Here is a 14603-nt window from a genome sequence, read left to right on the forward strand (position 1 = left end):
CGAATCCCTTGAGTGGAGGTCTTTATGATGTATCTACTAACAAATGGCATCATTATTACGGAAGAAGCGCTTTTGGAGGGTTATGATCTATTGGTCCAAGACGGGCGAATCGCCAGAATTGCCCCCAAAGGTGAAATTGAGGCAGGGAATGGCATAGAAGTCATCGATGCAGGAGGAGGTTACGTGACTCCGGGGATGATCGACATCCACTCCGATTACATTGAGCATATGACGGCACCTAGGCCAACTTCACTTATTGATTTTAAAATTGGTTTGCGCGAAACAGAGAAAGAGTTGATTTCTCATGGCATTACGACAATGTACCACTCGTTGTCCATTTTCAAATCCGTTGATTATAAGTACCGTCCTATTCGGGAGCCTGAAAATGTACGGAAGCTCATCGACTTGATCGATAGCACGCACAACAGCAAGCATTTGATTCGCCATCGCTTCCATGCCAGATTCGAGATCGACAATCTGGATCAGATCGATAACTTGAAGAGCTACATTGAGGAAGAGAAGGTCCACTTGGTCTCTTTCATGGATCACACGCCTGGACAAGGGCAATACAGAGATCTCGAAGTGTACAAAAAGACGGTTCTCGGCTACGACACGCTGTCCGATGAGAACATCGCCGTGTTGATCGCCAACCACCAGACCAAAGAGAAAATGACGGTAGACGCGATTCGCGAAATCGCCGAGATGGCCAGAGCGCACAACATCGCCATTGCCTCGCACGATGATGATTCGCTAGAGAAATTGGATTTGGTGAAGAGCTTTGGCACAGCCATCAGCGAATTCCCAATCACGCTCGACATCGCCCGCAAAGCGAAAGAGAAAGGTTTGCATACCGTAGCCGGCGCTCCCAATGTCATTCTTGGCGGCTCGCATAGCGGCAACTTATCTGCAGCTGAAGCTATTGAGGATGGCTGCATCGATATTCTATGCAGCGACTATTACCCGGCAGCGATGCTTCACGCTGTGTTCCAACTGGCAGGACCGAACAGGCAGAACCTGGTCGAAATGTTCAAACTCGTTACCCTTCATCCGGCCCAGGCGGTTAACATTGACGCGGAATATGGCTCTGTCCGGGAAGGAAAGAAGGCAGATCTGCTGATCATCGAGCGATTGGAGCCGGATGATTTTCCAGTTGTGACCACCGTCTTGGTAGACGGAAAGCTGATTCAGAAAACGAACTACAGGATCTAACAGGAGGTGATGGCATGGAAAATTTGCTGTCGATAGAACGGTTGTCCAAATCTTTTACCCTGCATAATTTAAACAAACAAATCTCTGCGATTGAAGATGTGAGCTTGTTTCTGAAAGAAGGCGAATTCGTAGGGATTACCGGAAAAAGCGGAAGTGGGAAATCCACCGTTCTGAAATGCATTTACCGTACCTATCTGCCTCATGCGGGGCATATTTGGTACAACTCGGAGAGGTTCGGCCGCATTGATCTGGCTGCCGCTCCGGAACGGACGATCATCGAGCTGCGCAAACACGAAATTGGCTATGTGTCGCAATTTCTTAGCGTCATGCCGCGTACGACAGCTCGAGAGCTGGTCCACAATGCCATCGTGGAGATGGGTGATGATGCCCAGTATGCGGAGGCGGAGACGATCAAGATGCTGGAGCATTTCGAGCTCGACCGCAGCCTGTGGGACAGCTATCCCGCCACTTTTTCCGGAGGGGAGAAGCTGCGGTTAAATATTGCGAGAGCGATGGTGAAGCGCCCGAGATTGCTTCTGCTCGATGAGCCGACGGCGAGTCTTGATCACGGCTCCAAATTGAAAGTAAAACAATTGATCGAGCAGTTGATGAAGCAAGGCACTACGATGCTTGGTATTTTTCATGACCTGGAATTCATGGACAATCTGTGTGACCGGGAGTATCAGATCAGGGACGGCCGATTTTACACAGCAGAGAAGAAGGACAAGTTTACAATCTCTTAAATTAGACAGAATATTCTGAAAACAATTGTGCGGTAACCTAGGATAAAATAGGAATAATAGGAGGATTTTTTCAAATGAAAAAAATATTGACACTCATCATTTCTTTATCTTTAGTTGCCGTGGCAGCAGGTTGCGGTACAAAAGCAGCAGGGGATTCCAAGGGTGCAGCAGCGCCTGTCAAAACAAAAGACACCATCACAATTGCTTGGTATCCGAATGAATCCGGTGCCGAGTTGAAAGATGCACGTGAAGAAATAGGAAAAGCTGTTGCAGCAGCAACGGGTAAAAAAGTCGAGCACAAGACAACGACGGATTACATCATCGCGATTGAAGCTATTGCTAGCGGTGGTGCGGATTTAGCGTATATGGGGCCGCAAGGTTACGTTGAAGCCAATGCAAAAAATAACAAGGTTCAGCCTCTGGTTGTTCCGAGCGGTGAGTCAGGCACATTGGAAGACGCTGTTTATTATAGCTGGTTAGGCGTACGTAAAGGTGATGAGGCTGCTTATAAAAACGGCAACGGATTTGCCATCGATAAAATCGCCGGCAAAAAGTTCTCCTTCGTATCGAACTCTTCTACATCCGGATTTAAAGTGCCATCTGCCGGAATCGTTAACTATTTCAGCAAACAAGACCAGTATAAGAAGTTAACGGTTGATGATCTGCTTCAAGGTGGCAAAGACAAGTTCTTCAGTGAAGTTCTTTTCGGAGGCACTCATCAAGGAGCGGCAGTCAATTTGTTAACAGGTAAAGCTGACGTAGCTGCTTTCTGTGATACTTGCGTGGCTAACTATGTAGAAGTGAGCTCAGGAACGGCCAACACGCCAGGAGCGGTATACAAAGTGAAACAAGGAGCAGCGGAACCGTTTAACACACAAGTGGGTAAAGAGTTTAGTCTCATTTCCGTTACGCCTGTATTGAACTCCCCGCTTGCTATTAACACAAGCACAGTCAGCGCGGATGATGTGAAAAAATTGAAGGATGCTCTAACATCCGACGCTATAACGAAAAACCCGAAAATCTTCTTGCCTAAAGACTCCAAAGATGCCGGCGTATTCAAACAAAAATCAGGCAAAGAGAAATTCCTGCCTGTAGATGATGCTTTTTTCGGTCCGGTTAGAATGCTGTCCAATAACTAATGTTATCACGAATCAACTAATGGATTAAGGGAGCAACCATGACAACGTTACTGGAATTCAAGCAGGTCTCTAAACAGTACGGTGCGGATACAAGAGCGTTATCAGATGTTAATTTCACTGTGAAGGAAGGGGAGTTCCTCTCAATTATCGGACCTTCCGGAGCAGGCAAATCAACGCTCCTTCGCTGTATTAATCGGATGATCGACGCAAGCAGCGGAGAAATCATTTTTGATGGCGCGAACATTATGAATTTCAAGAAGCACGAATTGAAACGGCTGAGAACGCAAATGGGTATGGTGTTCCAGCATTACAATTTGGTGAACAGGCTGACCGTAGTCGAGAACGTCCTGCACGGACGTCTTGGCTACAAGTCAACGTTGGAGGGAGTTCTGGGGCTTTATTCCAAGGAAGAGAAAAAGCAGGCTTTTGACATTCTGAGTATTCTCGGGTTGGAAGATCAGGTGTACAAGCGTTGTGACCAGTTAAGCGGTGGGCAAAAGCAAAGAGTGGGCATTGCCCGCGCGCTCGTGCAGAATCCGAAGATGCTGCTGTGCGACGAGCCGATTGCTTCCTTGGACCCGAATGCCTCGAAAGTCATTATGGATTACTTACGTACGATCTCTACCAATATGGGCATCACGGTCATTGTTAACTTGCATCAGGTGGATGTAGCGCTTAAGTATTCGGATCGAATCCTTGGTGTGAACAAAGGAACGATCGTCTACGATGGTTCCCCGAAACAGATCAAGCGCGACCAGCTTTCCCTGATTTACGGCTCGGAGCTTGAAGAGCATGCGGAAGAGCTGGAGCTGGAGGGCAAATATGCGGGATAACTTCTTTGCCAAAAAGCGCATGAACACGCTGCTCTTCTGTGCTTTCCTGTTGGTCATCACGCTAATCGCTATCATAGTTACAGACTATAACGTCATCAAAGGTTTTACTTCTATACCGAAAGCAGCCGAATGGGCGGCCAGCAATTTTTATCCCAATGAAAAAGCGATGAAGCGGCTTCCCGCCATCATTAGCAGCTTATCAGAGACCATTCTTGTGTCTATAGCATCAACCGCCGTTGCAGCCGTATTTGCCTTGTTGTTCGCCATTGCTGGTTCCCATACGACAGGCGTCGGCGGAGTTTTCAGCTTTGTGAGCCGTTCAATCGCAACGCTGTTTCGCAACATTGATGTGGCTGCTTGGTCCATGATTTTGTTAATTTCTTTCGGGCAAAATGTACTTACCGGATATTTCGCACTCTTTTTCGGCTCATTCGGATTTCTAACAAGAGCATTTATGGAGTCCATCGATGAAGTAAGCAATAGCTCTGTCGAAGCCTTAAGGTCGACGGGAGCAGGTTATTTTCCAATTATTTTTCAATCCGTCATTCCTGCCAGTATTCCGCAATTGCTCAGCTGGGTTCTATTCATGGTGGAAACCAACATTCGTCAGGCCACATTAATCGGCATCTTGACGGGTACCGGCATAGGCTTTCTTTTCAGCTTATATTACAAAGGACTTAATTACAGCTCTGCCTCCCTGGTCGTTATCGTTATCGTTCTTGCGATTTTCGCCATCGAATCGGTTTCTACGTATGTTAGGAGGGTGATTTTGTAAAATGGACCTTCAAGAATCGTTGAAAGCTGTCTCTAACAAAGACACCAGCTGGAGTCACCTCAAGAGTGTGAGTCCCAAGAAACCCTTTAACAAACAGTCTTTTGTAATCCGGCTGACATTAGCTGCTCTGGCTCTATTGACGGTTTTTGCATTTGTTACTTTTGACTATAAGGACATTAACCTGGTAGAAGCCGCCTCATTAACGGCTCAAACGGTTAAAACCATGTTTTTTCAACCGCTTTTTCAACATATTACCTTCTTTGAGGCTATTAAACAGTTGACCATTACATTGGGGCTTGCATTCTTGACGACGTTGTTCGGCTCGATCATCGCCCTGTTCCTCGGCTTGTTGGCAGCTCGCAATTTATCCAATCCTAAACTATCTATCGTCATTAAAGCCGGGGTCGCTTTTATTCGTGCGGTTCCAACCGTTCTATGGGTTTTAATTTTTGCTGTTGCAGCTGGACTAGGAAGCGTCGCGGCTGTCATCGGAATGACTTTCCACTCCATCAGCTATCTCGTCAAAGCGTATTCGGAATCGTTCGAGGAACTGGACAAAGGGGTTATAGAAGCCTTGAAAGCGAGCGGCGCCAATTGGTGGCAAATCGTGTTTCAGGCTGTGCTGCCATCGTCCGTGTCCTATTTGATCTCATGGACATTTATGCGATTTGAGATTAACTTCGCGGTGGCTCTGGCAATGGGAGCAGCAGCTGGAGCAGGGGGCATCGGATTCGATATGTTCATGGCCAGTTCCTTTTATTACGATGTGAGGGAAATCGGAGCTATCACATATCTCATCCTTGCATTCGCTATCTTGCTTGAATTGCTTGCAGCAAAAATCAAGAAGAAGCTAAGGGTTCATGGGTGAACATATAAAACGTAAAGCGCATTCACTCTATGGGGTGAATGCGCTTTTTGTTTGAGTGGCAGCATGAAGCAGCATAATTCCTCACTTCAGCTCACACACCATCTTATAACTCCCGGCTTCCGCACGGAAACCGAGCAGATCACGGTTTATTCGCAGCATGGGGGCGTTCATGGAATCGTTGTGTGTTCTTAAATAAGGAACACCGGATGCAGTGGCCGTTTGTATGCCGAGCAACTTCAAGGCAAGTGCGATGCGGCGGCCTCGGTATCCTGGCAGCACGCCTGTAAACTCGTGATACATCGCCCGTGTTTGTTCGTTCTGCTGGAGTGTGACAACGCCAATGTAACGATCGCCGTCCTTGGCGATATGAATCCACTCCGGACGTACACCGGATTGCGTGATGGTCCACTTTTTCCATTCTTCGAACCATGGAAAGCTGCCGGAGTAGCCGGGTATATCCGGATGAGTGATTTTGTACAACTCATAAAGCTTATTCTCGCTAGCATCCCCTGGCTCATCTGCTAACGTAATGAAGCGAATCCCCGTCTGCTCCGCTTGGTTTATTGCATCATGCAGTGAGCCGCCATCAAACGATGCCAAGTCCAGCACGGACTCAAACGTGTGGCGCTCCTTGAAGTAACCTCGGCGTTCCGCAAAAGCAAGCGATCTCTCGTCCGTTTCCCTCATGTAGTCAATTAATCGTGACGCCCTGACCTCGGAAGCCCATTGATGAAGCGTATCGAATAAGGCTGCTCCGATCCCAACCCCGCGATGTTTCGGGTGAACGACAAGCGTATGACTTAAGGCTCCGGGCTCCGTCCAAGGCGCTCGCCATGCCATCGCGTAACCGACCACTTGCCCGTGTTCGTCTTCCGCAACCCATTTGGGACGGTCCCATCCCATCAGTTCGCCGTCCTCATTGTAGTGCAGCTTGCCTGGGGGAATGCTTTCCTCGTCTCGCTGCAGCCGTTCAGCTGTTGTCGGCTCTGACCAAATCAAATTCAGCAAGGGTGCAACAGCCACATAATCGTCCGGTTGCCGCATCGGGCAAATCGTATACTTTGACACGTTGGATGACCTCCATCTCATTTAAGTTAACTGATATAGCCATTATCCCATCCGCGAAGAGGAAATTCTTGGTAAAGTCTGAATATAAATAAAGATTCGGATGCAAGCCCTTTTTTCCTGATTCATTTGACAATTTACCGAAAAAGGTGTAGAAATGAATTAATTGAATGTTCTGAGTAAATTCATTGACGAGATCGAGTAAGCTAATCCCTTGTTCCCCAGAGAGTTGGCCCTGTGCTGAAAGCCAACGTTCAAGACTTAGCCCAAAATCCTCTCCGAGAAGGAAAGCTGAAGCTACTTAAGTAAGCTGACCCGGGATCCTGCCGTTACATGGGGCGCGTATGATGGTACGTTGGCGGAGGTGCCGAGGATCGAGTTATGGATCAATCGGAACAAGGGTGGTATAGCGAGATACAATCTCGTCCCTTATGGGACGGGATTTTTTTGTTTTTATTTTAAAATTGGAGAGGATGTCCTGTATGAGAAAAGTAGATGTAAAAGAAAAAGCAAGGGCCCGCGAGCTGCGCATCCTGAATCAATGGCAACAAAACGAAACATTCCGCGCATCGATCGATCATCGGAGTGATAAACCGAACTTCGTCTTCTATGAAGGTCCGCCTACAGCCAACGGAAAGCCGCATATCGGCCACGTGCTAGGACGTGTTATTAAGGATTTTATCGGCCGGTACAAAACAATGTCAGGTTACCGTGTCGTGCGAAAAGCCGGCTGGGATACACATGGCCTTCCCGTTGAGCTTGGCGTGGAGAAGCAGTTGGGCATTTCGGGAAAACAGGAAATCGAGAAGTACGGGATAGCCGAATTTGTTGAGAAGTGCAAAGTCAGCGTCTTCGAATACGAGAAGCAGTGGCGCGAATTGACAGAAGCAATCGCCTACTGGACAGACATGGATCATCCCTATGTGACTTTAACGAATGATTACATCGAGAGCGTCTGGCACATTTTATCTGAAATTCATAAAAAAGAACTCCTCTACAAAGGACACCGGGTTAGTCCCTATTGTCCAGACTGCCAAACGACGCTCAGCTCGCACGAGGTAGCTCAAGGTTATGAGGATGTCAAAGATTTGAGCGCGACAGTCGAGTTTCGCAGTACGAAAGGCCCGGAAATATTCCTTGCCTGGACGACGACTCCGTGGACTCTTCCAGCGAACATTGCACTTGCAGTAAACAAGGACATCGACTACGTGAAAGCCAAACATAACGGCAAAGTCTACGTCATTGCCAAAAATCTTGCCGAAAAAGTATTGAAAGAGAACTATGAGATCTTATCTACGCACAAAGGGGAGGAATTCGTCGGGACCTCCTATGAGCCGCCTTTTGGCTATATCACGGTGAACCGAGGGCATATTGTTGTCGATGCAGATTACGTCAGTGACTCAAGTGGTACGGGTATCGTTCATATCGCGCCTGCACACGGGGAGGATGACTACCGCACATGCCGCCAGCATAACCTTGATTTTGTAAATGTGGTGAATCTTGCCGGACGATATACGGATGAGGTTGTCGACTTTGCCGGACGTTTTGTGAAGGATTGCGATGTGGATATTGTCAAAAGCTTGTCGGAACGCGGTCTATTGTTTGCCAAGGAACGTTATGAGCACAGCTATCCATTCTGCTGGCGCTGCAAAACTCCGCTTCTCTACTATGCGATGGAAAGCTGGTTTATCAAAACAACGGCTGTGAAGGACCAACTCCTGGCGAACAACAGCCAAGTGAACTGGTACCCGTCCCATATCCGCGAAGGCCGTTTCGGGAAATTCCTTGAAGAGCTTGTCGATTGGAATATCAGTCGAAACCGCTATTGGGGCACACCGCTGAACCTCTGGCTTTGTCAAGATTGCGGCGCAGAGTATGCGCCAGGCAGCAGGAAAGACCTGTATGAAAAATCCATCACGCCTATCGATGATAGTCTGGAGCTGCATAAACCCTATGTAGATGCTGTAAAATTGCGCTGTTCCTGTGGGGGAACCATGGAAAGGACGCCGGAAGTGATCGATGTGTGGTTCGATAGTGGCTCGATGCCATTCGCCCAGTATCATCATCCATTCGGTGACGAGAATCAGTTCGCGGATCAGTATCCGGCCGATATGATCTGCGAAGGCATTGACCAAACGCGCGGCTGGTTTTTCAGCTTGATGGCCGTCTCTACCTTGTATAATGGAAAGCTGCCTTACAAAGGGGTAATTTCAACAGGTCATGTATTGGATGAGAATGGTTTGAAAATGTCCAAAAGCAAAGGGAATGTGATAGACCCTTGGGAAATCATTGAAGAATTCGGCGCGGATGCTTTCCGCTGGTCTCTGCTTGCAGACAGTGCACCCTGGAACAGCAAGCGGTTCTCGAAGCAAATTGTAGCCGAAGCGAAGTCTAAAGTCGTAGATACGATCAATAATACACACGCTTTTTACTCGTTGTATGCTTTGATTGATCAATATAATGCCGAGGACTACCCGCAGCAAGCTACCAAGAATGAGTTAGACCGGTGGATACTCTCCAGATTGAACACGACTCTTCAGAACGTTGTGAAGGGGCTGGAGGATTACGATTTTCTGAACCCGGCCAAGCATATGGAAGCCTTTGTGGATGAGCTGAGCAATTGGTACATTCGCCGTTCTCGCGACCGTTTCTGGGGCAGTGAAATGACCGAAGATAAAGTTGCCGCCTACCAAACGCTGCGCGAAGTTCTAATCACCTTAGCACAGATGGTTGCCCCTTATATCCCGCTTATCGCGGAGGATATTTTCGGTAACCTTGGCGGCGAAGGAAGCGTTCATTTGGCCGATTACCCGAAAGTGAACGAAACCGCAATCGATACGACACTTGAAAACGATATGGCCACGGCTCGGCAAATCGTTGAGCTAGCGCGCAACATACGCAACGAAGTCGGCATCAAAACGCGCCAACCTTTGTCGGAGCTGATCGTTTCACTGGACCGTGAATTTAATCTGAGCCGGTTCGAAGACATCATCCGAGATGAAATTAACGTAAAACAGATTCGGTTGGAGACGAGCGAAAGTACCTTCGTCGATTATTATTTGAAATTGAATTTGAAAGCAGCCGGCAAGAAATATGGTAAATTCGTCGGTCCTTTGCAAAATGCTTTGAAACAGCTTTCTGCTACTGAAGCTAAACAGGCCGTCGACAGCGGTTTTGTGGACGTCAACTTAGACGGGGAAGCCATTCATCTTACGTTGGATGAGCTGCTTGTGGAAAAGCAAGGCAAAGCAGGATTTGCCTCTGCAACGGGGTATCAAATCAACGTTGCGTTGAACACGAACCTGACGGAGGAGCTGGAACAGGAAGGCCTTGTTCGTGAGGTGATCCGCGGCATTCAGGATTATCGCAAGAAACTGGATTTGCCGATTGAAAAACGCGTCATTCTGACGCTGCATGTTGATGCTCCTCTTCAAGCTGCGATTGAGCGCTTTGATCATGTTTTGCGCGAGAACGTGCTTCTCTCGGAGATCAGATATGCGCAGGCTGCGAATATGGAGGATATTTCGTTCGGTGGTTATCAATGCTTGCTGCTCATTGAGTAATTGGTGCTTGTGGGGTTGCTACTTGGGTAGCGGCTCTTTTTCTTTTGTGGGGTGGGAGCGGGCGCTTGGAATTCGCCTTGTAGGGGAACTGTAGGGAGTTATTCGTGCGAAGTTTATTTAAAGCAAAATATCTTTTTAGCGGAGTTGGATCTGATAAAAATACTCATGATAAACTTTTTGATAAAAGAGTAACGCAAGTTCAGGAAAAGAGGGATGGTGGCTGAATTTCAGCTGCTGCATTCCTCTTTCATCTTTTTTTTCGTCCTTTTTGCACCTTTTGTTCTTCGGAACGGCAATCATACTGACGAATAGCAATATATCCCTTAATCTCCTTGAGAACATCTTGAAGCGTCATTCCTTCAGGGTCGGCAGAGCTCCTGTTATCGCCATGTTGGTCTGCGAAATTCAATTTAAGATGAAAGTGCCATGGGTCATATTGAGTTATCTCAACAGGTGTGCCGTTCGGGTGGTAGTGAGCATGGAATTTCTTCAGAAGAACTCCATCTGCATTAAACCAATCATAATAATACTCATAAAGTTCTTTGATTTGCGAATTAGGGTCGAAAATTTCACGACAATCAAGTCTAGAACCATCATAAAAAACAAGCTTAAATCTAATCTCACGACCACCACCGGGGAAAGGAGAAGGGACGAGAGGAACTTGCGTATCTTGCATTAACCCTGGAAACATTCTTTCCAGAACCGAGACGGTACTCTTAGGTATCGCTACTGGAAGCTTCCGCATTACCCAATCTATTTAAGTAAGATTTCCATTGTGTCGCGTCAGTTTCTTCTTGTGGTGTAAGTTCTAGTAGTGTTTTAGCGCCCAACGTTTTTTCAAAAACATCCCCATAACTGTCTTCAAATTCTTTAATGCAATATTTCAAATATGTGATTTCATCCGTGACCGGTTCTATGTTTTCTTGTTCCCACGCTTCCTTCAATTCACTGACTAATATTTTGGCACCCGTTGGGAATGTAACAAGAGCATCTTCCGCAATTTTCGCGTGAGCACGGTATCCATCTTTCATTACGCCAACAATTCTTTTCTCTTTAATCCAGTTGTTAATCGTTTGTTGCGTTACGCCACAAAACTTAGCCAAGTCCGCGGTCGAATATAGTTCAACCAACTTTTCTTCTTCATGTACAGGTTCTTGAACAGCTACTTCTTGTATCTCATTGGTTTCTTTTTGAATAATAACCTCAATTAAGAACTTAAAGTGCTTTTTGAAGACTTCTTTATCGTTGAAAATGCTGTCATTCCATTGTTGCATAGCTGGCTCTGCCTCTTTCAAGAGATGTACAAGAAACTTGAAAAAAAGAGCAGTGGAAACGTAGTCAGTGTCGATTATTCTCTCGACGTAATCATTTTTACGTTCTTCAAATTGAATTTTGTCAATTAGATTCACACTCATTACCATATCACCTCATGCCTCCATTATATATCCATAATTTTTAATTACAATACAAAATGAAAATTGAAGTGAAAATATTTATAATAAATTATATGTCAATTGAAAATAATTATGTTCATAATTCAATGTAAATATGCATTAACCTAGAGAAAAATATGCACTTAGAATTAAAGTGAAAACGAAATGAAAATAAACGACAACTCGATGCATAACAAAAAACGCCAGAACCCGTTCTAAGCGCTATGATGGCAATTTGCTGCTACTTAGAGAATCGTAGTTCCTCTGAGTAGCACGAAAAAGACCAGTCTAACACCTGCGTGTTTGGACTGGTCTTTTGTAGTTCCGGAAGCTCCCAACACTTTACGGCTGCGATCCTCCCTCTTTTATGTAAATTATTTTGCGATTAATTTCAAAAACTCACGCATGAAACCGGGCAAGTCTGGCCATGCGTGGCCCGAGACTAATTTCCCATCCACATGCAGCGTGTCTGCCGCATATTTAGCTCCAAGCTGCTCGACATCCAAACGGCAGGCCGTATAGGCTGTCATTGTACGGCCTTCAAAGTAGTGGTTATCTTTTAACGCGGAGAATACTTGCGCAGCATGGCAGATAGCGCCAAGCGGCTTGTCAGCTTCAAGAAAATGGCGAAGAATACGCGGAACATGCTCATTGGACCGAATGTACTCCGGCGCTCTGCCCCCAGGAATGATAAGTCCATCATACTGGCTTGGATCTACATCAGCAAAAGCGATGTGTGACGGCAGCAAATGCCCTGGCTTCTCTGTGTAGGTCTCCCAGCCATCGATAAAATCATGGACGACGGTATGAAGCACTTTTTTCGTCGGTGCAGCAATAACAGCCTCATATCCTTCTTCCAGTACACGGAAATAAGGATAATATACCTCTAAAACCTCTGCAGCATCACCGGTAAGAATTAAGATTTTCTTTGACATCGTATCACTCCTTGGAAATGAATGGTAACCCACTCCCAATTATGAGGAAACCTCGTAACGTTGTAAACGGGTGGAATTTGACACGAATTGTCGAATGTATTTTATAATAAAAGAAAGTACCCAACATAGTCACCAAATTAAGGCGGTGGACGCTTCGTGTTTCTAAAGAAAAGCCAGTTCACGAGAAATGGCAAGCCCTATACGTATTATAAAATAGTCAGTACCTACAAAGATGAGGCTGGCCGTAACCGGCACAAAGTGGTCAAGCATTTGGGCAAGCTTTCTGACGAAGAAGCCGAGAATGTCCGGCAGGTCTTGAAGGAGCAAGGGAAGCTGCGGGTTGAAAAGACGGAAGCTCTCGAAAGCGATGCTGTGAGAATAGCCTCCGTGCCGCAGGAGACTCCGCTTTTCGTTGTGTTGGACGCGCAGCTTTTGACCTACGAGCCTTACGCCCAAAAGGAATGGAACGTAACGGACGTTGATATGCTTCTGATTGTTCGGGAGGGGACAGGCGAACTATTCATGAACGGCAGGAAAGTGACGCTGCATTATGGCTTGGTTATCTATGCGCCCTCCGGCAGTGGCATGCATGTGGTAAATACGAGCAGCCGTGATCTTCATCTCGATCGGATTGCTTTTGAGGTGCTGAAGAAAGCCGAACGTTCTGCGGAACGAGGCGCGTATCGGCAAGGTAAGATGCCGGCGATTTTCCAAGAACCGATTCAACTGCAAACCCCTTATCGCGTGTTAAAACTAACCAAAGAGCTAGATGCCGTACAGCTGAGCGGAGAATCGCAGGAGATGTTTCGGAAGCAGCTGCTGTTTTACATGATCATGGATACGATTTGCCGGAATATCGGGGAAGAGCGGCCCACAGAAACGGGGAACGTCATTGAGCATGCCGTAGCGCTCATTCATCAACATTACCGCAACGATTTGACACGAGACCAATTAGCAGAGCAGCTTGGGGTGAGTCCGGAGCATTTCTCGAGATTGTTCAAAAAGGAGAAGGGGATGAGCTTCATCGACTACCTGCTCCATCTGCGCATTGAGAAATCACGTGAGCTGCTGGTGCTTTCCAAATCGAACGTACATGAGGTTGCCCAAGAGGTGGGCTTTCAGAGTCAGTATTATTTTAGCCGGAAATTCAAGCAGCTGGTTGGGGTATCACCGAGCGCCTATGTGCATCAGCCTAAGAAGTATGTCTCGCTGAACTCCTGCATGACTTCGAGTCTGCTGAAACTCGGCGTAGTTCCGCGAATTGGTGTTCTGGATCCGTGGATGCCGGCTCATTATCAAAGCTTGCTTAGTCAAGCCGAATTTAAGCTGATTGATGGCTTGGACGAGCAAAGCACACAGGCTTTGGGTGAGCTGCAGCCCGACCTGATTTTCTGCAATATTCATAAGCAGGATGTGAAAAAAGTACGCAAGCTAGGCCCAGTCGCTGTCGTTGATTTAGAGAAAATGGACTGGCGTGAGCAGCTGCGTTTTATCGCCGATGTGGTCGGCAAACAGCAGGAGGCTGAGGCGTGGCTGCACGCTTTTGACAGTGAAATTGCTGAAGCTGGACGGAAGCTGGCACGCAGGTTGAACCCGCAAGACACTTTTATCATCATGAAAGTAGTTTCGGGTAAAATCTATGTCTATGGCGACCTGCGAAGCATGGGCGGTCCGATGATTTACCAAGGTTTGCAGCTGCGCCCTCCGCGCATCGTGCAGGAGCAGATCATCCATCAGCGGATATTAAACCGTCTGGTTCCTCTTGAGAAGTTAAGCGAGTACGATGCTGATCATGTTTTTCTAATCAACTACGAGTCTAATTGGCTGGAAGCTGCTGAATCGTTTAAAAGGCACCCCAACTGGAAAAAATTCACCGCTGTGAGGAAAAATCAGGTGTACGAGGTCGACCGGGGGATCTTCTACGGTTTTGATCCTTTATCGTTGGAGCTCCAAATACAGGAAATTGTTGAGCGTCTCTCATCACAATCGTAGGCAATTCTCGTCATGAATGTGTATGGACGGCCTCCCGGCCTGATTGAT

General features: G+C 46.9%; 12 protein-coding genes and 1 other annotated feature. Of the genes, 8 read left to right on the forward strand and 4 right to left on the reverse strand.

What is annotated here, in order from left to right; translation table 11 throughout:
• Positions 1–27: 27 nt before the first annotated feature.
• The 6 genes from phnM (at position 28) to ACKTT9_RS05610 (ending at position 5567) form a co-directional block, all read left to right on the forward strand.
• Positions 28–1209: a phosphonate metabolism protein PhnM gene (gene phnM, locus ACKTT9_RS05585; RefSeq protein WP_407872972.1), complete on the forward strand. Its 1182-nt coding sequence runs from the start codon at positions 28–30 to the stop codon at positions 1207–1209.
• Positions 1210–1223: 14 nt separating this feature from the next.
• Positions 1224–1952 carry a phosphonate C-P lyase system protein PhnL gene (locus ACKTT9_RS05590; RefSeq protein ID WP_407870822.1) on the forward strand — a complete coding sequence of 243 codons (729 nt, stop codon included), beginning with the start codon at positions 1224–1226 and terminating at the stop codon, positions 1950–1952.
• A gap of 74 nt (positions 1953–2026) precedes the next feature.
• Entirely contained in the window at positions 2027–3091 is a 1065-nt protein-coding gene (locus ACKTT9_RS05595) for a phosphate/phosphite/phosphonate ABC transporter substrate-binding protein (protein WP_407870823.1), read from the forward strand.
• Between the two features lie 38 nt (positions 3092–3129).
• Positions 3130–3924, forward strand: coding sequence for a phosphonate ABC transporter ATP-binding protein (phnC, locus tag ACKTT9_RS05600; RefSeq protein ID WP_407870824.1), 795 nt, complete (start codon positions 3130–3132; stop codon positions 3922–3924).
• Positions 3914–4699: a PhnE/PtxC family ABC transporter permease gene (locus ACKTT9_RS05605; RefSeq protein WP_407870825.1), complete on the forward strand. Its 786-nt coding sequence runs from the start codon at positions 3914–3916 to the stop codon at positions 4697–4699. The genes phnC and ACKTT9_RS05605 overlap by 11 nt, the downstream gene beginning before the upstream one ends.
• Position 4700: 1 nt before the next feature.
• Positions 4701–5567, forward strand: coding sequence for a PhnE/PtxC family ABC transporter permease (locus ACKTT9_RS05610; protein ID WP_407870826.1), 867 nt, complete (start codon positions 4701–4703; stop codon positions 5565–5567).
• A gap of 81 nt (positions 5568–5648) precedes the next feature.
• On the opposite strand, the gene ACKTT9_RS05615 is transcribed toward ACKTT9_RS05610, so the two are convergent.
• Positions 5649–6635, reverse strand: a complete 987-nt coding sequence (locus ACKTT9_RS05615; protein ID WP_407870827.1) for a GNAT family N-acetyltransferase — start codon at positions 6633–6635, stop codon at positions 5649–5651.
• Positions 6636–6811: 176 nt separating this feature from the next.
• Positions 6812–7065, forward strand: a binding site (T-box leader).
• A gap of 49 nt (positions 7066–7114) precedes the next feature.
• Between ACKTT9_RS05615 and ileS the strand changes: the two genes are divergently transcribed.
• Positions 7115–10195: an isoleucine--tRNA ligase gene (ileS, locus tag ACKTT9_RS05620; RefSeq protein ID WP_407870828.1), complete on the forward strand. Its 3081-nt coding sequence runs from the start codon at positions 7115–7117 to the stop codon at positions 10193–10195.
• Between the two features lie 247 nt (positions 10196–10442).
• Here ileS and ACKTT9_RS05625 read toward each other — a convergent pair whose 3' ends face one another.
• From ACKTT9_RS05625 to ACKTT9_RS05635, 3 genes are all read right to left on the reverse strand, one after another.
• On the reverse strand, positions 10443–10871 hold the full coding sequence (locus ACKTT9_RS05625) for a DUF6516 family protein (RefSeq protein WP_407870829.1): 429 nt from the start codon (positions 10869–10871) through the stop codon (positions 10443–10445).
• A gap of 40 nt (positions 10872–10911) precedes the next feature.
• Positions 10912–11610: a hypothetical protein gene (locus ACKTT9_RS05630; RefSeq protein WP_407870830.1), complete on the reverse strand. Its 699-nt coding sequence runs from the start codon at positions 11608–11610 to the stop codon at positions 10912–10914.
• Between the two features lie 392 nt (positions 11611–12002).
• Positions 12003–12563: a DJ-1/PfpI family protein gene (locus tag ACKTT9_RS05635; RefSeq protein ID WP_315956123.1), complete on the reverse strand. Its 561-nt coding sequence runs from the start codon at positions 12561–12563 to the stop codon at positions 12003–12005.
• Positions 12564–12719: 156 nt separating this feature from the next.
• Between ACKTT9_RS05635 and ACKTT9_RS05640 the strand changes: the two genes are divergently transcribed.
• A complete protein-coding gene (locus ACKTT9_RS05640; protein ID WP_407870831.1) occupies positions 12720–14555 on the forward strand; it encodes a helix-turn-helix domain-containing protein in 1836 nt (611 codons plus the stop codon).
• Positions 14556–14603: the final 48 nt, after the last annotated feature.

The sequence above is a fragment of the Paenibacillus sp. P36 genome (assembly GCF_045866505.1).
Lineage (GTDB): Bacteria > Bacillota > Bacilli > Paenibacillales > NBRC-103111 > Paenibacillus_E > Paenibacillus_E chondroitinus.

What these genes read in the sequence shown, in the direction of transcription:
- phnM (WP_407872972.1), top strand. Translation starts at nt 28, where the DNA reads ATGTATCTACTAACAAATGGCATCATTATTACGGAAGAAGCGCTTTTG.
- ACKTT9_RS05590 (WP_407870822.1), top strand. Translation starts at nt 1,224, where the DNA reads ATGGAAAATTTGCTGTCGATAGAACGGTTGTCCAAATCTTTTACCCTG.
- ACKTT9_RS05595 (WP_407870823.1), top strand. Translation starts at nt 2,027, where the DNA reads ATGAAAAAAATATTGACACTCATCATTTCTTTATCTTTAGTTGCCGTG.
- phnC (WP_407870824.1), top strand. Translation starts at nt 3,130, where the DNA reads ATGACAACGTTACTGGAATTCAAGCAGGTCTCTAAACAGTACGGTGCG.
- ACKTT9_RS05605 (WP_407870825.1), top strand. Translation starts at nt 3,914, where the DNA reads ATGCGGGATAACTTCTTTGCCAAAAAGCGCATGAACACGCTGCTCTTC.
- ACKTT9_RS05610 (WP_407870826.1), top strand. Translation starts at nt 4,701, where the DNA reads ATGGACCTTCAAGAATCGTTGAAAGCTGTCTCTAACAAAGACACCAGC.
- ileS (WP_407870828.1), top strand. Translation starts at nt 7,115, where the DNA reads ATGAGAAAAGTAGATGTAAAAGAAAAAGCAAGGGCCCGCGAGCTGCGC.
- ACKTT9_RS05625 (WP_407870829.1), bottom strand. Translation starts at nt 10,871, where the DNA reads ATGCAAGATACGCAAGTTCCTCTCGTCCCTTCTCCTTTCCCCGGTGGT.
- ACKTT9_RS05630 (WP_407870830.1), bottom strand. Translation starts at nt 11,610, where the DNA reads ATGAGTGTGAATCTAATTGACAAAATTCAATTTGAAGAACGTAAAAAT.
- ACKTT9_RS05635 (WP_315956123.1), bottom strand. Translation starts at nt 12,563, where the DNA reads ATGTCAAAGAAAATCTTAATTCTTACCGGTGATGCTGCAGAGGTTTTA.